Source organism: Plantactinospora sp. A48 (assembly GCF_055793945.1).
This window is the reverse complement of record NZ_JBTIXF010000003.1, coordinates 167,001-189,553: the sequence shown is the minus strand read 5'-3', so window position 1 is coordinate 189,553 and position 22,553 is coordinate 167,001. Positions and strand designations below refer to the sequence as shown.

General features: G+C 73.9%; 22 protein-coding genes and 2 pseudogenes. 10 read left to right on the top strand and 14 right to left on the bottom strand.

Going from position 1 to position 22,553, the window contains the following annotated elements; translation table 11 throughout:
* Nucleotides 1-334: 334 nt before the first annotated feature.
* Together ACXN5W_RS03630 and ybaK are read left to right on the top strand one after the other, a co-directional pair.
* A complete protein-coding gene (locus ACXN5W_RS03630; RefSeq protein WP_473156680.1) occupies nt 335-1,564 on the top strand; it encodes a class I SAM-dependent methyltransferase in 1,230 nt (409 codons plus the stop codon).
* A gap of 11 nt (nt 1,565-1,575) precedes the next feature.
* The gene (gene ybaK / locus ACXN5W_RS03625; protein WP_473156690.1) at nt 1,576-2,055 is read left to right on the top strand and encodes a Cys-tRNA(Pro) deacylase; all 480 of its coding nucleotides are present in this window, start codon (nt 1,576-1,578) and stop codon (nt 2,053-2,055) included.
* 2 nt (nt 2,056-2,057) lie between these two features.
* Here the strand turns inward: ybaK and ACXN5W_RS03620 are convergent, their stop codons facing one another.
* On the bottom strand, nt 2,058-3,554 hold the full coding sequence (locus ACXN5W_RS03620) for an MFS transporter (protein WP_473156679.1): 1,497 nt from the start codon (nt 3,552-3,554) through the stop codon (nt 2,058-2,060).
* Nucleotides 3,551-4,165, bottom strand: coding sequence for an ArsR/SmtB family transcription factor (locus tag ACXN5W_RS03615; RefSeq protein WP_473156678.1), 615 nt, complete (start codon nt 4,163-4,165; stop codon nt 3,551-3,553). Before ACXN5W_RS03615 ends, ACXN5W_RS03620 begins: the two co-directional genes overlap by 4 nt.
* 125 nt (nt 4,166-4,290) lie before the next feature.
* On the opposite strand from ACXN5W_RS03615, the gene ACXN5W_RS03610 reads away from it, so the two are divergent.
* Together ACXN5W_RS03610 and ACXN5W_RS03605 are read left to right on the top strand one after the other, a co-directional pair.
* Nucleotides 4,291-4,863: a MarR family winged helix-turn-helix transcriptional regulator gene (locus ACXN5W_RS03610; protein ID WP_473156677.1), complete on the top strand. Its 573-nt coding sequence runs from the start codon at nt 4,291-4,293 to the stop codon at nt 4,861-4,863.
* Between the two features lie 67 nt (nt 4,864-4,930).
* On the top strand, nt 4,931-5,689 hold the full coding sequence (locus ACXN5W_RS03605; protein WP_473156676.1) for a DUF4142 domain-containing protein: 759 nt from the start codon (nt 4,931-4,933) through the stop codon (nt 5,687-5,689).
* A gap of 101 nt (nt 5,690-5,790) precedes the next feature.
* On the opposite strand, the gene ACXN5W_RS03600 is transcribed toward ACXN5W_RS03605, so the two are convergent.
* From ACXN5W_RS03600 to ACXN5W_RS03555, 10 genes are all read right to left on the bottom strand, one after another.
* On the bottom strand, nt 5,791-6,045 hold the full coding sequence (locus ACXN5W_RS03600; protein ID WP_473156689.1) for a hypothetical protein: 255 nt from the start codon (nt 6,043-6,045) through the stop codon (nt 5,791-5,793).
* Nucleotides 6,046-6,080: 35 nt separating this feature from the next.
* The gene (tsaD, locus tag ACXN5W_RS03595) at nt 6,081-7,127 is read right to left on the bottom strand and encodes a tRNA (adenosine(37)-N6)-threonylcarbamoyltransferase complex transferase subunit TsaD (RefSeq protein WP_473156675.1); all 1,047 of its coding nucleotides are present in this window, start codon (nt 7,125-7,127) and stop codon (nt 6,081-6,083) included.
* Nucleotides 7,120-7,656 carry a GNAT family N-acetyltransferase gene (locus tag ACXN5W_RS03590; RefSeq protein ID WP_473156674.1) on the bottom strand — a complete coding sequence of 179 codons (537 nt, stop codon included), beginning with the start codon at nt 7,654-7,656 and terminating at the stop codon, nt 7,120-7,122. The genes tsaD and ACXN5W_RS03590 overlap by 8 nt, the downstream gene beginning before the upstream one ends.
* A 13-nt stretch (nt 7,657-7,669) precedes the next feature.
* The gene (gene tsaB, locus ACXN5W_RS03585) at nt 7,670-8,347 is read right to left on the bottom strand and encodes a tRNA (adenosine(37)-N6)-threonylcarbamoyltransferase complex dimerization subunit type 1 TsaB (protein WP_473156673.1); all 678 of its coding nucleotides are present in this window, start codon (nt 8,345-8,347) and stop codon (nt 7,670-7,672) included.
* A gap of 284 nt (nt 8,348-8,631) precedes the next feature.
* On the bottom strand, nt 8,632-9,327 hold the full coding sequence (gene ung / locus ACXN5W_RS03580; RefSeq protein ID WP_473156672.1) for a uracil-DNA glycosylase: 696 nt from the start codon (nt 9,325-9,327) through the stop codon (nt 8,632-8,634).
* Between the two features lie 292 nt (nt 9,328-9,619).
* Complete coding sequence (gene tsaE, locus ACXN5W_RS03575; RefSeq protein ID WP_473156671.1) at nt 9,620-10,093, bottom strand: tRNA (adenosine(37)-N6)-threonylcarbamoyltransferase complex ATPase subunit type 1 TsaE; 474 nt, start codon at nt 10,091-10,093, stop codon at nt 9,620-9,622.
* Nucleotides 10,094-10,100: 7 nt separating this feature from the next.
* Nucleotides 10,101-11,237, bottom strand: a complete 1,137-nt coding sequence (locus ACXN5W_RS03570; RefSeq protein WP_473156670.1) for an alpha/beta fold hydrolase — start codon at nt 11,235-11,237, stop codon at nt 10,101-10,103.
* On the bottom strand, nt 11,234-12,352 hold the full coding sequence (gene alr, locus ACXN5W_RS03565) for an alanine racemase (RefSeq protein WP_473156669.1): 1,119 nt from the start codon (nt 12,350-12,352) through the stop codon (nt 11,234-11,236). Before alr ends, ACXN5W_RS03570 begins: the two co-directional genes overlap by 4 nt.
* A gap of 9 nt (nt 12,353-12,361) precedes the next feature.
* Entirely contained in the window at nt 12,362-13,843 is a 1,482-nt protein-coding gene (locus tag ACXN5W_RS03560) for an NAD(P)H-hydrate dehydratase (protein ID WP_473156668.1), read from the bottom strand.
* Nucleotides 13,840-14,208, bottom strand: coding sequence for a holo-ACP synthase (locus ACXN5W_RS03555; protein ID WP_473156667.1), 369 nt, complete (start codon nt 14,206-14,208; stop codon nt 13,840-13,842). The genes ACXN5W_RS03560 and ACXN5W_RS03555 overlap by 4 nt, the downstream gene beginning before the upstream one ends.
* A 185-nt stretch (nt 14,209-14,393) precedes the next feature.
* Here ACXN5W_RS03555 and ACXN5W_RS03550 point away from each other — a divergent pair, with 185 nt between their 5' ends.
* A complete protein-coding gene (locus ACXN5W_RS03550; RefSeq protein WP_473156666.1) occupies nt 14,394-14,810 on the top strand; it encodes a hypothetical protein in 417 nt (138 codons plus the stop codon).
* Nucleotides 14,807-16,396, top strand: a complete 1,590-nt coding sequence (locus tag ACXN5W_RS03545) for an alpha/beta hydrolase (RefSeq protein WP_473156665.1) — start codon at nt 14,807-14,809, stop codon at nt 16,394-16,396. The genes ACXN5W_RS03550 and ACXN5W_RS03545 overlap by 4 nt, the downstream gene beginning before the upstream one ends.
* Before the next feature lie 240 nt (nt 16,397-16,636).
* Here the strand turns inward: ACXN5W_RS03545 and glmS are convergent, their stop codons facing one another.
* Nucleotides 16,637-18,547: a glutamine--fructose-6-phosphate transaminase (isomerizing) gene (gene glmS, locus ACXN5W_RS03540; protein WP_473156664.1), complete on the bottom strand. Its 1,911-nt coding sequence runs from the start codon at nt 18,545-18,547 to the stop codon at nt 16,637-16,639.
* A 206-nt stretch (nt 18,548-18,753) separates the two neighbouring features.
* Here glmS and ACXN5W_RS03535 point away from each other — a divergent pair, with 206 nt between their 5' ends.
* From ACXN5W_RS03535 to ACXN5W_RS03520, 4 genes and pseudogenes are all read left to right on the top strand, one after another.
* The gene (locus ACXN5W_RS03535) at nt 18,754-19,947 is read left to right on the top strand and encodes a pyridoxal phosphate-dependent aminotransferase (protein ID WP_473156663.1); all 1,194 of its coding nucleotides are present in this window, start codon (nt 18,754-18,756) and stop codon (nt 19,945-19,947) included.
* 119 nt (nt 19,948-20,066) lie between these two features.
* On the top strand, nt 20,067-20,279 hold the full coding sequence (locus ACXN5W_RS03530; RefSeq protein ID WP_473156662.1) for an RNA polymerase subunit sigma-70: 213 nt from the start codon (nt 20,067-20,069) through the stop codon (nt 20,277-20,279).
* Nucleotides 20,279-20,479: pseudogene (locus tag ACXN5W_RS03525) on the top strand (Clp protease N-terminal domain-containing protein); the annotation flags it as partial. The gene ACXN5W_RS03530 and the pseudogene ACXN5W_RS03525, both read left to right, overlap by 1 nt.
* A 180-nt stretch (nt 20,480-20,659) precedes the next feature.
* Nucleotides 20,660-20,878, top strand: a pseudogene (locus ACXN5W_RS03520) (Clp protease N-terminal domain-containing protein); the annotation flags it as partial.
* Between the two features lie 293 nt (nt 20,879-21,171).
* On the opposite strand, the gene glmM reads toward ACXN5W_RS03520, so the two are convergent.
* Nucleotides 21,172-22,527 (bottom strand): phosphoglucosamine mutase, encoded by a 1,356-nt coding sequence (gene glmM, locus ACXN5W_RS03515; protein ID WP_473156661.1) that lies wholly within the window; start codon nt 22,525-22,527, stop codon nt 21,172-21,174.
* Nucleotides 22,528-22,553 lie beyond the last annotated feature (26 nt).

The window sequence follows — 22,553 nt, the reverse complement described above, 5'->3', positions numbered from 1 at the left end:
GGGGGCAGCCCAGCCGCTCTGGGCGGTCAGGCTTGATCCCGACGCGGCTGGGCTGCCCCCACCCCAGCCGACTCGAGCGCCGTCAGGCTTGATCCCGACACGGCCGAGTTGCCCCCACTCCGAGCCGACTCGGGCGCCGTCAGGCTTGATCCCGACACGGCCGAGTTGCCCCCACTCCGAGCCCACTCGGGCGCCGTCAGGCTTGATCCCGACACGGCTGGGGTGCCCCACCTCGGTCCGCTTGGACGCGATGTGGTTCAACCGGACGTGGGTGGGCTGGTCCGGACCCTCGGGTCCGGGCGGAGGCGGGCGGGCGGCTGAGCAGAATGACAACGTGGATCTCGACCAGTTCGCCGCGCTGCGTACCGCTGAAGGGTTGGCCGCGCTCGCGGCGGCGGCCGAGGTGGCCGGCGGCGACCCGCTGACCGCGGCCGCCGCGCTGCGGGCCACCGGCGTACCGGCCGGGTTGGCCGCCACCGCGCTCACCCAGGCCGAGCTGCGCCGACGCGCGGTGGGAAAGTTCGGCCCGGCCGCCGCCCGGATGTGGTTCACCCGGCCCGGCCTGGAACAGGCCACCCGGCCCGTCGTGGCCGACCGGCGCGCCCGCCGGCTGCGCGCCGCCGGGGTACGCACGCTGGCCGACCTGGGTTGTGGGCTCGGCACTGACGCGCTGGCCGCGGCCCGGATCGGCATCCGGGTGTACGGCGTCGAGGCCGACCCGGTCACCGCGGCGTTGGCCGCGGCCAACGCGGCGGCGCTCGGGCTGGCCGACCGGTTCACCGTCGAGTGCGGCGACGCGACCGGGTACGACATCTCGGGGGTGGACGCGGTGTTCTGCGACCCGGCCCGCCGCGCCGGCACCCGGCGGATCTTCGACCCGGACGCCTACTCGCCACCGTGGAGCTTCGTGACCGCGCTCACCGAGCGGGTGCCGCGCACGGTCCTCAAGGTGGCCCCCGGGCTCGACCACGCGCTGATCCCGTCGGGTGCCGAGGCGGAGTGGGTGAGCGTGGCCGGTGATCTCGTCGAGGCGACGCTCTGGTGTGGCCCGCTCGCCGAGGTCCCCCGCCGCGCCACCCTGCTCGGCCGGGAAGGGCCCCCGCCTGGCGCCTCCGGAGTGGCAAGGGACCGGCAGTTGACCGGTGACGGCAGGGTCGACGCGCCCGTCGGGCCGGTCCGCCGCTTCCTGTACGACCCGGACGGTGCGGTGCTGCGGGCCCGGCTGGTCGCCGAGTTCGCGGCGACCGTCGACGGCAACCTCGCCGACCCGGAGATCGCCTACGTGTACGCCGACCGTGCCGTACCGACCCCGTTCGCCCGGTGCCTGGAGATCAGCGACGTGCTGCCGTTCTCGCTGAAGCGGCTGCGCGCACTGCTGCGGGACCGGGGTGTCGGTCGGGTGGAGATCCTCAAGCGCGGCTCGGCGCTGGTGCCCGAACGACTGCGCCGGGATCTCCGGCTGGCCGGCCCGGACGGGGCCAGCCTGGTGCTCACCCGGGTCGCCGGTGCGCCGACCGTGCTGATCGGTCAGCCGGTGGATTCCGGGCGACCCGGTCCCGGGTAGGTTCGGTGGCTGTGGCGGGACACGGAACACCGGCGACGGCGCTGTTGACCAGGCAGCGGGTGACACACAGCGTCCACCCGTACGACGTACCGGCGGACACGCCGCACTACGGTGCCGAGGTGGCGGCGGCGCTCGGCGTACCCGCCGCGCGGGTGTTCAAGTCGCTGGTGACCGAGGTGGACGGCCGGCTCGCCGTGGCGGTCGTGCCGGTGACCGGGGAGTTGGACCTCAAGGCGTTGGCCACCGCGCTGGGCGGCAAGCGGGCTGCCCTGGCCGACCGGGCACTCGCCGAGCGGACCACCGGGTATGTCCGGGGCGGCATCAGCCCGCTGGGCCAGCGAAAGCGCCTGCCGACCGTGGTCGACTCCTCGGCGGAACAACTGCCCGAGATGTACGTCTCGGCGGGTCGGCGCGGACTGCAACTGCGACTCGCCCCGGCCGACCTGATCCGACTCACCGACGCGGTCACCGCGCCGATCGCCGCCGGCTGACCTCAACCGGACCGGGCCGGGGCCCTGTCCACCGCCGGCCCCGGCTCGGCGGACGACGACCCCGGCTCCCCCGCCGACGGACCCACCTCGGCGGGCGGCTGCCCTGATTCGACCGGTTCGGCCGCAGCGGGCGGCTGGACCGGTTCGGCCGCAGCGGGTGGCCGGCCCGGTTCGGCCGCAGCGGGCGGCTGGCCCGGTTCGACCGCAGCGGGTGGCCGGCCCGGTTCGGCCTCAGCGGTCTCGGCGGCGGGTGGCCGGTCGTCGAGCCGGCGCCAGGTCCGATCCACGAACGGCAGCAGCGTGGCCGCCAGGTACAGCGTCGCGAAGACCACCAGGCTGGGGCGCAGGCCGATCCACTCGACCAGCGCGCCGCCGGCCAGGCCGCCGACCGGGATACCGGCCCAGGACATCGCCTGGGACATGCCGAGAACCCGGGTACGCATGCCCTCGGGCACCCGCTCGAACAGCACCGCGCCGAGGATCGGGTTGAGCCCGGCCAGCGCCACCCCCGCGCAGAAGGTCACCAGGTAGACCACCCAGGTGTCGGAGGAGAACGCGGTGGCGAAGATCCGCGGCGATCCACCGATCAGGAAGCCGAAGGCGTAGACGGCCCAGCGTGGTGCCCGGGGCGCCACGGCCACGAAGACGATGTTCCCGAGCACCGCCCCCAGCCCGGTGAGCCCGAACAGGACGCCCAGCGCCGCCGCCGAACCGACCACGTCGCGGGCCCACACCGGCGCCAGGACCGACGAGTACGCCTGGTCGAAGAGGTTGGTCAGCACGATCATGAGGCTGATTCCCAGCACGAGCCGATCCCGCCGGATGAAGGACCAGCCCGCGCGCAGCGAGGTCAGGTAGGGTTCCCGCCGGCCGTCGGCGACCGGTTCCGCCCGGGTACGCTCCGACCCGGGCACGGTGCCGAGCACGACCAGCGCGCCGAAGGCGAAGGTGGCCGCGTCCAACAGCAGCACGGTCGGCGCGTCCAGGACCGCGATGAGCAGGCCGGCCAGCGGAGCGCCGAGCATCCCGGACAGCCGGTTGAGCCCGTCGTGCAGGCCGGTGGCCCGGGTCAGGTCGATCCTCGACACCGGTACCACCGCCCCGAAGATGGCCAGCTTGGCGGTGTCGCCCAGCCCTCGTAGCAGTCCGGCGACGGCCACCGCCACCAGCAGGGTGCCAAACCCGAGGTGCCCCTCCCGGTACAGCAACGGGATGCCCGCCACCGCGACCGCGCTGACCGCGTCGGCCGTGACGCTGGCTCGCCGCACCCCCACCCGGTCCAGCAACGGACCGCCAAGAGCGCTGGCCAGGACGTACGGCAGCATCTCGGCGAACGCCATGACGCCGGCCCTGGCCGGGCTGCCGGTCAGCACCAGTACGAACCAGGGCAGGGCCACCATCGACATCCGGCTGCCGATCCGGGACACCGTCTCGGCGGCGAGCAGCCCGATCAGGCCGCCACGCCCACTGACGAGGTCGCCTCGGCGGCCCGCCGTCACGGGGTCACCCCGTCGGTCGGTCCGGCGGCGGCCTCGTCGGTCGGCTCGTCGGGGCGCAGGAACGGCATCACCTGCCACTGCACCACCACGCGCTCGGCGCCGGCCGGGGCGGGCTCGTCGGGATCGTCCCGCCGGTACCGCTCGATCAGCGCGTCGATGGCGGCTTTGAGGTCCCGGGACTCCTGCGCGGTCAGTCGCAGACGCATGTCGCTGAGGGTTCCGGTGTGCTCCCACTCATCGCCGATCGCCGGCAGCTCGCTGAGCCAGTGGTCCATCCGGTCGGCGTAGAGCGCCGCGATCGCCCGCAGGTAGATCTCGGTCTCGACCGGCGCCTCCCGGCGGACGGCGCCGTCCAGGGTGGTGCCGCGGTGCGCGGCCTTCCACCATCGCTCCCGGCCGGCCCCCCGGTCCGGGTCTTCGACCACGAACCCGTACTGCGCAAGCTGCCGCAGGTGGTAGCTGGTCACCCCGGTCGACTGGCGCAGTCGGTCCGCCAGCAGCGTGGCGGTGGCCGGCCCGTCCTCGCGGAGCATGATCAGCATCTTCACCCGCAGCGGATGGGCGAGGCCGCGCAGCGACGTCGCGTCCGGACGTACCCGTTCCCAAGACATGATTGCAAAGATATCTTTGCAAACAGTTCTCTGCAACACCTGACCCATCGTCGCGCGGCCGAGGCGCCATGGTGCGGAGCCTTGGCACCGGCGTAGTTGCCGCCGGACCGTGCGACGATGCGCCGATGAGCCAGGACGTCTCCAAGCCTCCGGCCGGAACCGATCCCCGGGAGGCAGAGCTGACCCGGCTGACCGAGGGGCTGTCCGCGTTGAGCCGGGTGGCCGTCGGCATCACCGCCCGCACCGTCGCGGGACTGGACGTCGAACTCACCCTCACCCAGCACCGGATGCTCGTGCTGCTCGCCGGCAGCGGCCCGCGGCGCACCGTCGACCTCGCCACCGACCTGGGCGTACACCCGTCCACGGTCAGCCGTACCGGCGACCGGCTGGTCCGGCGCGGCCTGCTGGCCCGGTACCGCCTGCACGGCGACCGGCGCGTCTCCTGGCTGCTGCTCGCCGCGGCCGGCCGGGACCTCGTCGCCGAGATCGTGCGGCAGCGCACGGCGGAACTGTCCCGGTTGCTGGCGGTCGTGCCACCCGACGCCGCGCGCTCGCCCGCCGGTCTCGTCGACGCACTGGTGCGGGCGGCCGGCGAACCGTCCGAACCGGACTGGTGGGCCCGGTGGGCCCGGTCCGGGGACCTCCCGGAGAAGCCGGTCCCGACCGGAGGCGGTGCGGAAAAAAACATGTATGGATGAACGGATCGACCAACCGGCCCGTACCACCACCCGACGGACCCCGGACCTCAAGAGGTGGTGGCGCGCAATGCCGGCCAGAAGAGCTCGACGTACCCCCGGACCCGCGCGGACCGGCGCCAGCCGGCCGGGACCGGCCCGATGGGTCGCCGCGGCCGTGGCCGGCCTGATCGCCGGGATGGTGCTGCTGCCGTCGGCGGCCCCCGCGGAGCCGGCGCCCGCCCAACTGAACGCCGCCGACCAGTCGCTGCTGGACGGGGTACGCCAGGCCGGGCTGTGGGAGATGCCAGCCGGCCAGATGGCCGCCGAGAAGGGCAAACGGCAACGGGTACGCGAGGTGGGCGCCATGATCGCCCAGCAGCACGTCGAACTGGACCAGATGGTGGTGGACACCGCCAACAAGCTCGGCGTACGGATCCCCCCGACACCGCGACCCGACCAGCAGGGCTGGCTCACCGAGATGCAGAAGGCCGAGGGTGACCGGTTCGACCAGACGTTCGTCACCCGGCTCCGCGTCGCGCACGGCAAGATCTTCCCGGTGATCGGCGCGGTCCGGGCCAGCACCCGGAACGACGAGGTGCGCAAGTTGGCGGACGCGGCCAACATCTTCGTGATGAACCACATGAAGATGCTGGAGAGCACCGGGCTGGTCCGGTACGCCGAGCTACCACCACCGGCCGTACCCGCCATGCAGAACGAGGGGATGTTCGCCCGGGCCCGCGCGAACGCCGGCTCGGACTCCCCGGTCAACAGCAACCTGGTCTGGGTGGTGCTGATCGCCGCACTCGCGGCCGGCGGCGTCGCGACGGTACGCCTGATCCGCCGCTGACCGTGGCACCCCGACCGTTGACGTCCCCGCCCTGTGGGGTCAGCGTCGCGTTAGGAAGGGCCCCTTCCTATACAGAAAGCGATAAGAAGGTGCCCTTCCTTTCAGCGGTCGACGGGGGTGAAGTCCCACTCGTGCGGCGGGCGGGCGACCAGCAGCACCGGCGGGTCCGCCATCCGGCGGGGTTGGCCGCGCCACTTCGAGATGACCACCACCCGGTCGTCGGTGGACGAGAAGACCTCGCTGCTCACATGTCCAGGATCGTGCTCGAACTCGGGCAGCCCGGTCTCACACACCCACGAGATGAGCTCCGCGAACCCCTTCGGCTCGGCCCGCGCCTCCCACATCCGCACGATCACCGGATCCGTCCTCCTCGTCTCAACCGGCACCAGGGTCACACGCTGACCGTGGTCAGCGGCAGCGCGCTGTCGGCCGGCAGGTCGAGCCGACTCGGCGCCACCCCGGCGGCCACCAGGTGCGACCCGAGCGCCGCCACCATCGCCCCGTTGTCGGTACACAGCTTCGGCCGCGGCACCCGGACCCGGATGCCGTACCGGGCGGCGCGCTCCTCGGCCACCGCCCGCAACCGGGAGTTCGCCGCGACCCCGCCGCCGATCACCAGGGTCTCGATGCCGTGCGCCCGGCAGGCGTCGACGGCCTTGGCGGTCAGCACGTCACACACCGCCTCCTGGAACGAGGCGGCCACGTCCGCCACCGGCACCGGTTCACCGGCCCGCTCGCGGGCCTCCACCCAGCGGGCCACCGCCGTCTTCAGACCGGAGAACGAGAAGTCGTACCGGTGCGCGTCGAGATCCTTACGCGCGGTCAACCCGCGCGGGAAGGCGATCGCGGCGGGGTCACCGGCCCGTGCCTCCCGGTCGATCGGCGGCCCGCCCGGGAACGGCAGCCCGAGCAGCCGGGCCACCTTGTCGAACGCCTCGCCGGCCGCGTCGTCGATGGTGGCACCCAGCGGGGTCACCCCACGGGCCAGATCGTCCACCACCAGCAGCGAGGAGTGCCCGCCGGAGACCAGCAGCGCCACGGCCGGCTCGGGCAGGGGACCGTGTTCGAGCGTGTCCACGGCGACGTGCGCGGCCAGGTGGTTGACGCCGTACACCGGCTTCTCGGCGGCCAGCGCGTATCCCTTGGCGGCGGCCACGCCCACCAGCAACGCCCCGGCCAGCCCGGGCCCGGCGGTCACCGCGATGGCGTCGATGTCCGCGATGGTCACGCCGGCCTCGGCCAGCGCCCGCCGCATGGTCGGCACGATCGCCTCCAGGTGGGCCCGGCTGGCCACCTCGGGCACCACACCGCCGAACCGGGCGTGTTCCTCGACGCTGGACGCGATCGCGTCGGCGAGCAGGGTGTGCCCGCGCACGATGCCCACCCCGGTCTCGTCGCAGGACGTCTCGATGCCGAGGATCAGCGGTTCGTCAGCCATGTCGCTCCATCACCAGCGCGTCGGTGTTGCTCGGTTGGTAGTAGCCGCGCCGGACGCCGATCGGCTCGAAGCCGTACGCGGCATAAAGCTTCTGGGCGGGCGCGTTGTCCACGGCCACCTCCAGCAGGGTGCTGCGCACCCCGGCCGCGTCGGCGACCCGGAGCAGTTCGGTGAGCAGCGCCCGGCCCACCCCGGCCCGCTGGTGGTCCCGGCGTACCGCGATGTTCTGCACCCACGCCTCGGCCGGCGGTTGCAGCGCCAGTCCCGCGTACCCGATCACCACGTCGACGCCGCCGTCCGGAGCCGTGGGCCGCTCGCCTGACCCGCCGGCCGCCGACGTCGCCGGCTGGTCCAGCGCCACCAGGTAGTGGTGACCGTTCGCCAACTCGTTCCAGAACATCCCGGCGGACCAGCGCTCGGCGCCGAACAGGTCGTCCTCGATCGGCAGCACGGCGTCGATGTGCCACCACCGCATCGGCACGATCCGGGCCGGTCGGACCAGCGCGGATCGGTGGTCGCCGGCGGTCATGCCGGGACCGGGCTCACGGCAGCACCGACTTGCGGGCCGTGGCGGCCACCGCATCCGGCCGGCGCAGGTACAGCGGGGTGAGCGGTTCGCCGGGCCCGCCGCGCCGGACCCGCTCCGCGGCCAGTTCGGCGAGCGCGTCTGCCGGCGGGAAGCGGGGATCGGGCCGTACCGGCAGGTCGATCCGGTCCGCGTACCGACAGGCACCGTCGCCCACCGCGGCGACCGCGCCGAGTTCGCGCGCCCGGGCCACCGCGGCCTCCGCCGGTCCGACCTCGGGACCGGCCAGCCGGGCACCGCCACCGTCGTAGACCGCCCAGTAGACCTCCCGGCGCCGGGCGTCGCTGGCCACCAGGACGGGGCCGGGGGCGGTCGCCGCCCGGCCGATGGCGTCCAGCGAGCAGACCCCGTAGGTGGGTACGTCCAGCACCTGGCCCATGGTGGCGGCGGTGACCAGCCCGACCCGTAGGCCGGTGAAGGGACCGGGCCCGGTACCGGCCACGATCGCGGCGAGATCCGCTGGTCGGGCACCCACCTCGGCCAGCACGCCGTCGATCTGCGGGGCGAGCAACTCGCCGTGCGCACGGGCGTCCACCGTCCGCCGTTCGGCCCTGAGCAGCACACCGTCGGCCGTCACCTCGGCCAGCGCGGCCGTCACGGCGGGAGTCGACGAATCCACCACGAGTACGAGCACGGCAAACACCCTAACTCGCGCCGATTTCCGCCCGAGCGTAACCCGACCCAGGACCGGCTACCCGGACAGCGCCTTCGTGGACATCCCCGTCCGCCCGCGCCGAGCTTTCCGGGCCGGCGCACAGTCCGGCTGGCTGCCGGGCGGGCCCTGACCGTGCGTAACCACGCTGGCGAATCACAGCCGCTACGGCGGCACTGCTGCGCGGCTATCGGGTCGTGCCGCTGGCCGTGGTCGAGGTCACGGACCCCGCGACCGCGGCCCTGCTGCGCCGCTACCGGCAACGGTCAGCCGGCTGACCGGTCCCACTCGATGGTGGGCCGACCGGCGTCGGCCAGAGCCTTGTTGGTGGCGCTGAACGGGCGACAGCCGAGGAACCCGCGCGGGTTCAGCGGGCTGGGGTGACCCGCCTCCAGCACCACGTGCGCCGGGTTGGTGATCAGGCCGCGCTTGCGGCGGGCGTACCCACCCCAGAGCAGGAACACGATCCGCTGCGCACGCTCGTCCAGGGCCCGGATGGTGGCATCGGTGAACGCCTCCCACCCGTGGCCGGCGTGCGAATTCGGGCTGCCCTCCCGGACGGTGAGCACCGAGTTCAGCAGCAGCACCCCCTGCTCCGCCCAGCCGGTGAGATTCCCGCTGGTGGGCGGAGCGACGCCCAGATCGGCCGCCAGCTCCCGGAACACGTTGCGCAACGACGGCGGCACCCGGACGCCGGGCTGGACGCTGAAGCTGAGCCCGTGCGCCTGACCCGCCCGGTGGTACGGGTCCTGACCGAGGATCAGCACCCGGCAATCCTCCGGCGCGCAGAGCCGGTACGCCGCGAACAGGTCCTCGACCGGCGGATAGACCGTCCTGGTGGCGTACTCGTGGGCGACGAACTCGCCCAGCGCGGCCGTGCCGGCCGGGTCGAGGTGTGGCGCCAGGGCCGCCCGCCAGGCCGGGGGCAGCAGCGCGGGCAGGTCGAGGGCCGGTGCGGTCATCGTCAGCTCTTTCCGGTCGGGCTCGGCAGGGGTCGCTGGGGTGGAGGGGTCGGCTCGGGTGGCCGGGGGACGGCGGTGGCAAGGGGCACGGCGGTGCCCGGGAACGGCGGTGGCCGGGGTGGGCACCTGGACGCAGGCTATTCCAGGGGTACGACACGGCCGGCCGACACCGGTCCGCCCGGCCGACGGTCCGCCCGGCCGACGGATCGCCCGGCCGACGGATCGCCCGGCCGACGGATCGCCCGGCCGACGGATCGCCCGGCCGACGGATCGCCCGGCCGAAGCCGGTGGCTCAGTCCAAACCGGACAGTCGGTCCGCCCAGTCGCCGCCCACCGGCTCCAGCTCGACCAGCCGGGAGTCGTCGTCGCGCCGGTCGATCCGGACCCGCAGGTGCGCGTCGCCCAACTGCTCGACCATGCCCTCACCCCACTCGACCACCGTCACCGCCTCGTCCATCGAGGCGTCCAGGTCGAGATCGTCGATCTCCGCCCGTGGGTCGGCGGCGTCGCCCAGCCGGTAGGCGTCGGCGTGTACCAGCGGGACCCGGCCGCCCCGGGCGGGGTCCGGCCGGTGTACCCGGGCGATGACGAAGGTCGGCGAGGTGACGTCCCCGAGGACGCCCAGCCCCGCGCCGATGCCCCGGACCAGCGCCGTCTTGCCGGCGCCCAACGGCCCGGTCAACACCAGCAGGTCCCCCGCGCGCAGCCGGCCGGCGAGCCGCCGGCCGAACTCGTGCGTGTCCTCCACAGTGGTCAGCGTCCGCACTGTCGGATCATGCCTCCAGCCTGGTCAGAAAGTCCGCCAACGCCGCGTTGACGGCGTCCGCGTGTTCCAGCATCACGACGTGCCCGGCGTCCGGCACCAGGACGAACTCCGCATCGGGCAACCGCCGGACGATCTCCTCGGAGAGCCGGGGCGGCGTGATCACATCCTTGTCGCCGACGATCACCAGGGTGGGCGTGCCGGCGAGCGCCGCCAGGGCCGGATACCGGGAGTGCGAATAGAGGGTACGCAGGTAGCGGGCCACCGTCTCGGTGGTGGTGTGGCTGTTCATCTCCTCGACGTAGGAGACCAGCGCCGGGCTCGGCTGGCCGGTGCCGAAGCCGTACCGGCGGGTCAACAGCCACGCCACGTTCGAGGTCGCCTGGCGGGCCCGGTCCAGAGCGCCGCCGGTCAGCCGGGTGGCGCCGTCCAGCACCGGCAGCAGCGGGGCGCCCGCCCGGCCCAGCAGCGGTGGACCGGCCCGGCTCAGCACGGCGGGCAGGCCCAGCCGGCTCTGCCGCAGCCGCCCCGCCGAGGTGGCCAGCAGCACCGCCCCGGCGACCCGGTCCCCGAACAGCTCCGGATGCCGCTCGGCGAGCGCCATGATGGTCATCCCGCCCATCGAGTGCCCGATCAGCACCAGCGGCCCGTCCGGCACGGTCCGGTCGATCACCTTCCGGAGCGCGTCGCCGAGCCGGGCCAGGTCGTACTCACCGGTCTTCAGCGCCCCGGACCGGCCGTGACCAGGCTGGTCGTAGAAGACCATCCGGTACTCGCCGCGCCGGGCCAGCGCGGTGCGCTGGAAGTGGAACGTCCCCATGTCCAGGCAGAAGCCGTGGACGAACACCAGCGTCGGCCGGGCGGCATCCACCCGTTTCGGCTGGACGATCTCGACGTGCAGGTCGGTGCCGTCGACCAGCTCGACGACGAGTTCCTCGTCGCACGGCTGCGGGCCGAACACCTCGCTCGCGTACGGGTCGGTCGCCCGCTTGGACCGGCGCACCACGGCCCGCTCCGCGGCGATCCCGGCTGCCACGCCGGCGGCGGCCACCCCGACCGCGGCCCCCACCAGCCCGGCGATCCGGACCGCCGGCCGGGGCGCGGGAATTCCCGGGCGGCGCCGCTCCGGCCGCTGCGGCCCGGTCATGAGCGGAGCCCGTCGTACACCCGGGGGACGCGGACACCGCCGAACCGGGTGACGATCTCGTAGTTGATGGTTCCCACCGCGGCGGCCCAGTCGTCGGCGGTCGGCTCGCCCTCGACGCCGCTGCCGAACAGGGTCGCCACGTCGCCGGCGGCCACCGGGTCGTCGCCGCAGTCGAGCACGATCTGGTCCATGCAGACCCGCCCGGCGATCGTCCGGGTCCGCCCGGCCAGCCGCACCGGTCCGGCGTTCGAGGCGTGCCGGGGCACGCCGTCGCCGTAGCCCAGCGGCACCACGGCGAGGGTGGTCTCCCGCTCGGTGTGGTAGGTGTGCCCGTAGGACACGCCGGTGCCGGCCGGCACCCGCTTGACGATCGTCACCCGGGCCCGCGCGGTCATCGCCGGCCGCAGCCCGTACGTCTCGCCGGCCACCGGGGACAGCCCGTACACCGCGATACCGGGTCGGACCAGGTCGAAGTGGGTGTCCGGCCGGGTCAGCGTGGCCGCCGAGTTGGCCAGGTGCCGGTAGCGGGGCCGCAGACCCGCCCGCTCGGCCACCGCCAACGCCTCGTGGAACGCCGCCAACTGGCGGTCGATGGTCGGGTGGCCGGGCGCGTCCGCGTACACGAAATGGCTCCACACCCCGACCACCTCGACCAGACCCGCGGCCTCGGCCTTCGCGGCGGCCTCCACCAGGGTCGGCCAGTCGGCCGCGGTGGCGCCACCCCGGGACAACCCGGTGTCGATCTTCAGGTGGATCCGGGCCGGCCGGCCGGCGCGCTCGGCGGCCGTGACCAGCTCGCCGAGCTGGTCGACGCTCGCGGCGTTTAGGTCGACATCCGCCTCGACGCCGGTGTGCAGCGGCAGGCCGGGGGCGAGCAGCCAGGCCAGCACCGGAACGGTGATGCCCGCCCGGCGCAGCGCGAGCGCCTCGTCGAGAGTGCAGACGCCCAGCCAGGTGGCCCCGCCGTCGAGCGCCGCCCGCGCGGCCGGCAGCATGCCGTGGCCGTAACCGTCGGCCTTGACCACGGCCATCACCTCGGCCGTGGTGCCGGCCCGGAGCCGCGACACATTCTCGCGGATCGCGTCGAGATCGATCCGCACCTCAGCCTGCCACATGCGCCCAGCCTATCCAGGGGTCCGCTCGCCGGCCGGTACCACCTCGCGGAGCGCGGCCGCCACGTCGGGCGCGGTGACCGGGCCGCGCCGGGCCGCCGCCCGCCCGGCCAGCCCGTGCAGGTACGCGGCGGCCAGCGCGGCCCGCTCCGCCGGCAGCCCGGCGGCCAGCAGCGAACCGAGCAGACCGGCCAGCACGTCCCCGGTGCCACCGGTGGCCAGTACCGGACTGCCGGTCGGGTTGACGTACGCCCGGCCGTCCGGGGTGGCGACCACCGTGCGGTCCCCCTTGAGCAGGACCACTGCGTTCATCCAGGCGGCCAGCCGTTGCGCGGCGGCCACCCGGTCGGTCCCCGGCGGTTCGCCGGCGAGCCGGGCGAACTCGCGGTCGTGCGGCGTGACCACCACCGGCGCGGCCCGGTCCCGCAGCCGATCCGCGGCCGAGCCGTCGACCAGCAGGGTGAGCCCGTCCGCGTCCAGCACCACCGGGACCGGCGCGGCGAGCACGGTACGCAGTTCGGTGGCCGCCGCCGAGCCCGAGCCGAGCCCCGAGCCGCACACCCAGGCCTGCACCCGGCCGGCGTCGGCGACCCGCTCGGTGGCGATCACCGACGGATGGTGGTGCAGCACCTCGGCCTTCGCGCCACCCGCGTACCGGACCATCCCGGTCGGGCCGGCCAGCGCGCCGGCCACCGACAGCACGGCGGCGCCCGGGTAGGTGGCCGACCCGGTGGCCACCCCCACCACGCCCCGGTTGTACTTCTCGGCGGCGGCGTTCAGCTCCGGCCACCAGTCGCGGATGTCCGACCACTCGGGAACCCGCAGCGCGGGTTCGGCGCGCAGCCACGGGTCCAGTCCGATGTCGACCAGCTCCACCTGACCGGCCAGCGCGGCGGCCGGCCCGACCACGAGGGCTGGTTTCCGGCAGCCGAAGGTGACCGTGACGTCCGCGGTGACCGCCGCCGGCACCCCGTCCCCGGAGTGCGGCACGTCCCCGCTGTCCACCTCGACCCCGCTGGGCACGTCGACGGCGACCACCGTCGGCCGGGCACCGCCGCGGTCCGCCAGGCCCGCCAGCCCGGCGACCAGCCGGCCGGCCTCCGGCCGCAGCCCGCCGCGCCCACCGATCCCGACGATGCCGTCCAGCACCAGGTCCGTCCGGGTCGGCAACACCTCGACGGTACGGCCACCGGCCGCCCGCAACGCCGCGAGCCCGTCCCGGTGTACCCGGTCGGGCGCCAGCAGCAGCGCGGACACGGCGGCGCCCCGGCCGGCCAGCAGGGCACCGGCGTACAGCGCGTCGCCACCGTTGTCACCGCTGCCGACTAGCAGCAGCACCCGGGCCCCGTACACGCCGCCCCGCTCGGCCAGCAGCAACGCGCACCGGCGGGCCAACCCGGCGGCGGCCCGGTGCATCAGGGTGCCCGGCGGCACGGTGGCGAGCAGGGCCCGTTCGGCCGCCCGTACGTCGGCGACGCGCCACGCGGCCCTCATTGTTCCGCCACCACCATGGCCGAGGCGATACCGCCGTCGTGGGACAGCGACAGGTGCCAGTGGTTGACCCCGCGTTCGCTGGCCGCCGTGGCGACGGTGCCGGACACGGCCAGCCAGGGTCGGCCGGCCGGATCGGCGACCACCTCACAGTCGTGCCAGCGCAGCCCGGCGGGTGCGCCGAGGGCCTTGGCGACCGCCTCCTTGGCGGCGAACCGGGCGGCGAGCGACTCCGACGAGCGTTGGTTGCCCGACCCGGTCACCCGTTCCGCCTCGGTGAAGAGCCGGTCGGCCAGCAGCGGAGTCCGGGCCAGGGCGCGGGTGAAGCGATCGACGGGAACGATGTCGATACCGACTGCCACGATCACCGTCCCACCCTAACGGTCCGGCTGCTCGACCGGGCGGCGACTGTAGTGGGTCGGCACCCGGGCCGGCAAGCCCTGTGGACAACGCCGGCCGGTGTACCGGCGCCGTTGTCCACAGCCGCTGCCCGGGAGCCGTTCCGGCGCCTAGCGTTCGGTCAGTCGGAACTCCAGGCCGTTGGGGGGAGCCCATGTCTGACGACCTCATCTCGGTGCGTACCGCCGTACTGCGCAGCGCCGCGGCGGAGCTACGCGCGATCGGCCATCGGCTGGCGACCGGGCCGCCTGGTCCGCCCGGCTCGGGCGGCTCGGTGAGTTCGGGCGGATCGGCCGGCTCGGGCGGTCCGGGCGGTCCGGGCGGCTCGGCGAGTTCGGGCGACTCGGGCGGTCCGGGCGGATCGGCGCCGGCGGGTCCAGGACGCCCGGCGGCGCCGGGGTCCGGGTGGGCCACGCCGGCCGCCCTGGCCGCGCTGGAGACCGCGTTGCGGGACCGGCTGGCGGGGCTGGTGGCCCGGACCCGGGCGACCGCCGACGCGCTGAGCACGGCCGCCACCGGCTACGACGCCGCGGACGAGCGCACGGCCCGTCGGCTGACCGGCCGGCGATGATCACCTACGAACAACTCTGGTCGGTCGATCCGGCGGCCTGGCGGGCGGCCGGGGCCGGTTGGCGATCCGGCCTGGACGCCCTCGACCGGCGGGCCGGCGAGCTGAGCGGCGCCGCCGACCGGCTGACCGGCGCCTGGACCGGCCCGGCCGCCCAACGGGCCCACGGCACCCTGGACGGGCTCCGCGTCGAGATTCTGGACGGCCGACCCGACCTGTTGGAGGTCGACCAGTTGCTCAGCGAGTACGCCGACCGGCTGAACCGGGCCAAGGCCCTGCTCGGCACCGTGGTCGCGACGGCCGAGCGGGCCGGGCTGACCGTGGACCGGCTGGGCCGGGTGGCGCCCGGCCCGGTGGCCGAAACGTCGACGCCGCTGCTGCCCGAGGCCGCGGCGGGGATCCGGACGGCACTGTCCATGGCCGGCGCCGCGGACGCCGAAACCGCCGACCGGCTGCGCGCGTTGGCCCGGGACAGCGCGGTCGCCCTGCCGGTCGGGCCGCCGACGGTGCCGGCGCCCGATGCCGGTCCGGCGGCCGTACGCCGCTGGTGGGACGGCCTGTCGGCCGGTCAACAGCGCTGGCTGGTGGCTCGGGATCCGGCCCTGGTGGGCCACCTGGACGGGGTGCCGGCGGCGGTTCGGGACCGGGCCAACCGGTTGCTGCTGGCCACCCGACGGTCGGAGCTGGTGCGCCGGATCGGATCACTGGCCGGTTCGCCGGCCGCGGCGCAGCCACCGTGGAAGGTCCTGGAACTGGCCCGGCTGTCCCGGACCCTCACCGGTCTCGACGCGCTCACCGACCGGTTGGCGTCCGACGTGGGACCCCGGACGTATCTGCTGGGCCTCGATTCCGCCGGGGACGGACGGGCCGTGGTGTCGGTGGGCGACCCGGACCGCGCCCAGAACGTGCTGACGTACGTTCCGGGGATGACCTCGGATCTGGCCGGCGCCACCGGCGAGCTGGACCGGGTGGCCCGGGTGGTGGACCGGTGCGCCGGGCTCGCTCCGGGCGCCACCACGGCCGGGGTGCTCTGGCTCGACTACGACGCCCCCGACTTCGTCGATCAGGCCGCGCGGCACACGGCCGCCGACGACGCGAGCCCGGCGCTGCGCCGGTTTCAGGACGGGTTGCGGGACAGTCACGAGGGGCCACCGGCCCGGCTCACCCTGCTGGGACACAGTTATGGCTCGCTGGTGGTCGGCACCGCCGCCCAGCCGCCGGGCCAGGTCGCCGACGCGCTGGTCTTCCTCGGCTCGCCCGGGGTGGGCGTCGAGCACGCGTCGGACCTGGGGGTGCCGGCGGACCGGGTCTGGTCCAGCACCGCCGGTGACGACGTCATCCAGTACGCCGCCCGCCGGCCCGACTCGCTGCTGGTCGACGCGCTGACCGGGCCACGGCCGCCCGGCCCGCCGATGTCGCTGGCGCTCGCCCAGCCCGGGTCCGAACTGTGGTTCGGACGCAACCCGGTCGATCCCGGCTTCGGCGGCGGCACCTTCGCCGCTGGGCGGGGCGGACACAGTGGCTACTGGAATCCCGGCAACCCGGCCCTGGACGGCGTGGCCCGGATCGTGCTGACGGGCAGCCCGTGACGCCGACCCGGCCCAGGGGCGTGCCGACCCGACCTGGCCCAGGGCGTGCCGATCCGACCGGGCCCGACGGACCGGACCAGGCCGGCTGACCGACCCGGCCGGCACGGACCGGACCGAGCCGGCAAACCGACCCGGCCGGGGGCGGACCTGGGGCCCGACATGGGGCGGACCCGCGGCCCGGCCGGGGCGGACCCGCGGCCCGGCCGGGGCGGACCCGCGGCCCGGCCGGACCGCGGTGGCCTATTCGACGGTGACCGACTTGGCCAGGTTGCGCGGCTGGTCGACGTCGTGGCCACGCGCGGCGGCGATCTCCGCCGCCAACACCTGCAACGGCACGGTCGTCACCAGCGGGGCCAGCAGGGTCGGCGTGCGCGGCACGGAGATCACCTGATCGGCGTAGGGCAGCACGGCCTCGTCGCCCTCCTCGGCGATGACGATGGTCCGGGCGCCGCGCGCGCGTACCTCCTGGATGTTCGACACCACCTTGTCGTGCAGCATGCCGCGGCCGGCCGGGGACGGCACCACGCACACCACCGGGGTGCCCTCGTCGATCAGCGAGATCGGTCCGTGCTTGAGTTCGCCGGCCCCGAATCCCTCGGCGTGCATGTACGCCAGCTCCTTGAGCTTGAGCGCCCCTTCGAGCGCCACCGGGTAGCCGACGTGCCGGCCGATGAACAGCACCGTCGGCGCGTCCTTGAGGTCCCGGCCGAGTTCGCGGACCGGTTCGATCCGCTCCAGCAGCACACGCAGCTTGTCCGGCACCAGGTTGAGCTGCTCGACCACCGCGCCGACCTCGTCGGCGTACTTGATGCCGCGCACCTGGGCCAGGTGCAGGCCGATCAGGTAGCAGGCCACGAGCTGGGTGAGGAACGCCTTGGTCGAGGCCACCGCGATCTCCGGACCACCGTGGGTGTAGAGCACCGCGTCGGACTCGCGCGGGATGGTCGAGCCGTTGGTGTTGCAGATGGCCAGCACCCGGGCCTTCTGCTGCTTGGCGTGGCGCAGCGCCATCAGGGTGTCCATGGTCTCGCCGGACTGCGAGATCACCACCACCAGCGTCGACCGGTCCAACACCGGGTCGCGGTAGCGGAACTCGCTGGCCAGCTCCACCTCGCAGGGGATCCGGGTCCAGTGCTCGATGGCGTACTTGGCGACCAGACCGGCGTGGTAGGAGGTGCCGCAGGCCACGATGAAGACCTTGTCGACGTCCCGCAGATCCTGGTCGCTCAGCCGCACCTCGTCGAGCATGATCTCGCCGGCCTCGGTGAGCCGGCCGAGCAGGGTGTCGGCGATCGCCGTCGGTTGCTCGGCGATCTCCTTGAGCATGAACCAGTCGTAGCCGCCCTTCTCGGCGGCCGAGGCGTCCCAGTCGATGTGGAAGTCCTTGCCGGTCGCGGGCTGCCCGTCGAAATCGGTGATCGCGATCGCGTCGGCCGTGATCAGAACCACCTGGTCCTGACCCAGCTCGATCGCTTCCCGGGTGTGCTCGATGAACGCCGAAACATCGCTGGCCAGGTAGTTCTCCCCGTCACCGCGGCCGACCACCAGCGGCGAGTTGCGGCGGGCCCCGACCACGGCACCGGGCACCGCGGCGTCGACGGCGAGCAGGGTGAAGGCACCCTCCAGTCTGCGACTCACCTCACGCATGGCCTCGGCCAGCAGCCGCGGACCGTCCTCGCCGGCCGACGGGCGCAGCCGGTCCAGCGCGCGCGCGAGCAGATGCGCCGCGCACTCGGTGTCGGTGTCGCTGGTGAAGGTCACACCGTCGGCCTCCAGCTCGGCGCGCAGCTTGCCGAAGTTCTCGATGATCCCGTTGTGGATGACGGCAACCCGGCCATCGGGGCTGACATGCGGATGCGCGTTCCGGTCCGTCGGACCGCCGTGGGTGGCCCACCGGGTGTGCCCGATGCCGGTGATCCCGCCGGCGATGCCACCGGACCCGGTGTGGATGTCACCATCTCCGGAAACCCGCTCGGCCAGCGCCTTCTCCAGGTTGGCCAGCTTGCCGGCCCGTTTTTCGGTGAGCAGTTCGTCGGCGCCGATGACCGCCACCCCGGCCGAGTCGTAGCCGCGGTACTCGAGTCGCCGCAGTCCGTCCAGCACGATGCTCAGCGCCGGTCGGCCGCCGGCATAGCCCACGATTCCACACATGGCCCGCAGCCTAGTCCAGTTTCGCTCACGATGCCTGCTCGAAAGCCGCCGAAACAATCATGGTGTTTGATCGATTGCGGCTTCGGCGTACTCGCCTGCCGGCTCTGGGGCAGTATTTCCCTTCGGTTCAGATTACCCGGGAAGGCGGCCGAAGTCCGAAAACAGCCCAGCCGAGGTTCGGCGCGGCACGCCCTAGGCTGGACGCCGTGACGACGACCGGCACGGATCCCCTCGTCGCCCGGATGCGCCCGTTCGGCACGACCATCTTCGCGGAGATGTCGGCGCTGGCGGTCCGTACCGGCGCGGTCAACCTGGGTCAGGGCTTCCCGGACACGGACGGGCCGCCCGAGATGCTCGCCGCGGCGGTCGAGGCCGTCAACGGCGGAGCCAACCAGTACCCGCCGGGCCCCGGCACGCCCGGGCTGCGGGCGGCGGTGGCGGACCACCAGCGACGATTCTGGGGACTGGACTACGACCCGGACGGCGAGATCCTGATCACCGCCGGCGCGACGGAGGCGATCGCGGCGGCGATCCTGGCGCTCTGCGAGCCCGGCGACGAGGTTGTCTGCTTCGAGCCGTACTACGACTCGTATGCCGCGTCGGTGGCGCTGGCCGGCGCGGTCCGCCGGCCGGTCACGCTGCGCCCGACGACCGACGGCCGGTACGGGTTCGACCCGGCGGAACTGCGCGCCGCGTTCGGCCCGCGTACCCGACTCGTACTGCTCAACTCGCCGCACAATCCCACCGGCAAGGTCTTCACGGCCGAGGAACTGGCGCTGGTCGCCGAGCTGTGCCAGGAACACGACGTCTCGGCGCTCACCGACGAGGTCTACGAACACCTGGTCTTCCCGGACGCCGCCGCGCCACACATCCCGCTGGCCACCCTGCCCGGAATGCGCGACCGGACGTTGCGGGTGTCCTCGGCCGGCAAGACGTTCTCGTGTACCGGCTGGAAGATCGGCTGGGTCAGCGGCCCCGCCGCGCTGGTCGGGGCGACGCTGCGGGTGAAGCAGTTCCTGACCTACGCCGGCGGTGCGCCACTGCAACCCGCGGTAGCGGTCGCGCTGGGCCTGCCGGACAGCTACTACGCCGACTTCCTGGCCGGTCAACTGGATCGGCGGGACCGGCTCGTCGCCGGACTGCGCGACGCGGGCTTCGAGGTGCTGCGACCGGAGGGCACCTACTTCGTGACGGCTGGCATCGGCGGGCTCGGCGGGCGGGACGGCATCGAGTTCTGCCGGGAACTGCCGGCCCGCTGCGGCGTGGTGGCGGTGCCCACCCAGGTCTTCTACGACGACGCCGAGGCCGGTCGCCGGCTCGTCCGGTTCGCCTTCTGCAAACGCCCCGAGGTGCTCGCCGAGGCCGTCATGAGACTCCGCGGACTCCGCCAGCCCAACTGACCCGCCGGCCACCGCCCCCACCCGATGCCCCCATCGCAGCACCCACCGACCAGCCGCGCGCACGTCCAATAGTCAACTTAGGTTGACGAATCTCCTCCGGGTCAACTAAAGTTGACGACATGGAGAACGCATCCGAGGTTGCCGCGGCGGCCAGTAGCGCCGACCCTCAGGTCGGGTTACGCGCCGTCGTCGCCCTGCACCGGCTCGCCGACGCGCTTGAGACGCTCCAGGTCGACAACGCCCGACGGCACGGCTGGTCCTGGCAGGAGATCGCGGACGCGCTGGGGGTCAGCAAACAGGCCGTACACAAGAAGCACTCTGGGAGGTTCTGATGTTCCAACGGTTCAGTCAGCCGGCCCGGACGGTGGTCGTCGAGGCACGGGGCGCGGCCGAACGGTGGCACCACCGGCGGATCGGCACCGAGCACCTGCTGCTCGCACTGTCCCAGGGCGACGACGGCGCCGCCACGGCGCTGCGCGATGCCGGAGTCACCGAGCAGGCCATCGAGGCGGCGATCGTGCGCTATCACAGCGACGCACCCGGCGCTCTCGGCGCGGAGGACGCCGCCGCGCTACGGACGATCGGGATCGATCTGGCCGCCATTCGTGATCGACTCGAACACACCTTCGGCCCCGACGCCCTCACCCCACCGGACGAGGAGCCCCGCCGGTGGTTCGGGTTGCGCCGGTCCGGTCGAGTCGAGCGCTCGGGCGGGCACCTGCCGTTCGCTCCCCGCAGCAAGAAGGTGCTGGAGCTGTCCCTGCGCGAGTCGCTGCGGCTCGGGCACAGGTTCATCGGGTCCGAGCACATCCTGCTCGGGCTGCTGCGAGAGAACGGCGGTCTGGCGGCGCGCATCCTGGCGGACGCCAACGTCGACTTCGCCGCCCTCCGCCACCGCGTCGAAACGACGCTGCAGGCCCCCGCCGCCTGAGCCCCGAGGCCTTCCCAGCCAGCCCACCTCGCCCCGGCCGCCCAGAACCGCCCGGCACCGTGCCCGAGGTTCGCCGCTGCCCACCCACGACGGGATCAAGCCTGACCGCCCAGAGTGGGTGGGCAGCGGCGAACCCCCAACCACGCCACGCCGCCAACCCTGACCGCCCAGAGTGGGCGGGCAGCGGCGAACCCCCAACCACGCCACGCCGCCAACCCTGACCGCCCAGAGTGGGCGGGCAGCGGCGAACCCCCGACCGCGCCACCACGCAGCGGCGAGCCCAAAACCGCGGTTCAGCCGGCCGGGCTCGCCTTACCAACCTCGGCGGCGATCCGCTCGGCGGCCGTCCGGGCCTCCTCTTCGGTGGCCGCCTCGACCATCACCCGTACCAGTGGCTCGGTGCCGGACGGACGGAGCAGTACCCGGCCCGTCTGGCCCAGCTCCGCCTCGACCGCCGCCACGGCCGCCAGTACGGCGGGCGCCTCGGCGCCGACTGCGCGGTCACCGACCGGCACGTTGATCAGGACCTGTGGCAGCTTGGTGACCACCGAGGCGAGTTCGGCGAGCGGCCGGCCGGTGGCCGCCATCCGGGCCATCAGGTGCAGTCCGGTCAACACTCCGTCCCCGGTGGTGGCATGGGCTGCGATCACGATGTGCCCGCTCTGCTCACCGCCGAGCGCCAGGTTCGCGGCGCGCAGCTCGTCCAACACGTACCGGTCACCGACCCTGGTCTCGACCAGGCGGATCCCTTCCGCGGACATCGCCAGCCGGAGGCCGAGGTTGCTCATCACGGTGGCTACCAGGGTGTCCTCGGTGAGGGTGCCGGCCTCCCGCATGGCCAGGGCGAGGATCGCCAGGATCTGGTCGCCGTCCACCTCGGCGCCGTCCGCGGCGACCGCCACGCACCGGTCGGCGTCGCCGTCGTGTGCGATGCCGAGGTCGGCACCGTGGCGCAGGACGGCTTCCCGCAACCCGTCGAGGTGGTTGGACCCGCAGTTGTCGTTGATGTTCAGACCGTTGGGTTCGGCGTTGAGGGCGATCACCTCGGCGCCGGCCTCCCGGTACGCCACCGGGGCCACCTCCGAGGCCGCGCCGTTGGCGCAGTCGACGACCACTTTCAGGCCGGTCAACGGCTGGTCGATGGTGCCCACGAGGTGCTGGATGTAGTGCTCGGCGCCGTCCAGCAGGTCGTGTACCCGTCCCACGCCGGCACCCGTGGGCCGCTCCCAGGTCGGCGTGCTGTTGGCCTCGATCGTCGCCTCGATCCGCAGCTCCACGTCGTCGGGAAGCTTCTGCCCGCCGGCCGCGAAGATCTTGACACCGTTGTCCGGCATCGGGTTGTGCGACGCGGAGAGCATGACGCCGAAGTCGGCCTTCGCCTCGCTGACCAGGAACGCGACGGCCGGCGTCGGCAGCACACCGACCCGTACCACGTTGGCTCCGGCACTGGCCAGCCCGGCGACGACCGCGGCCTCCAGCATCTCGCCGCTGGCCCTCGTGTCCCGGCCGACCACCGCGAGCGGCGAGTGGCTGTGGTCCGTCTCGGCCAGGGTGTGCGCGGCTGCCACCGCGACCGCCATCGCCAGTTCGGGTGTCAGGTCGGCGTTCGCCCGTCCGCGTACGCCGTCAGTGCCGAACAACCGCCCCATGCGCGCGAACCTCCGCCGGTACGTGA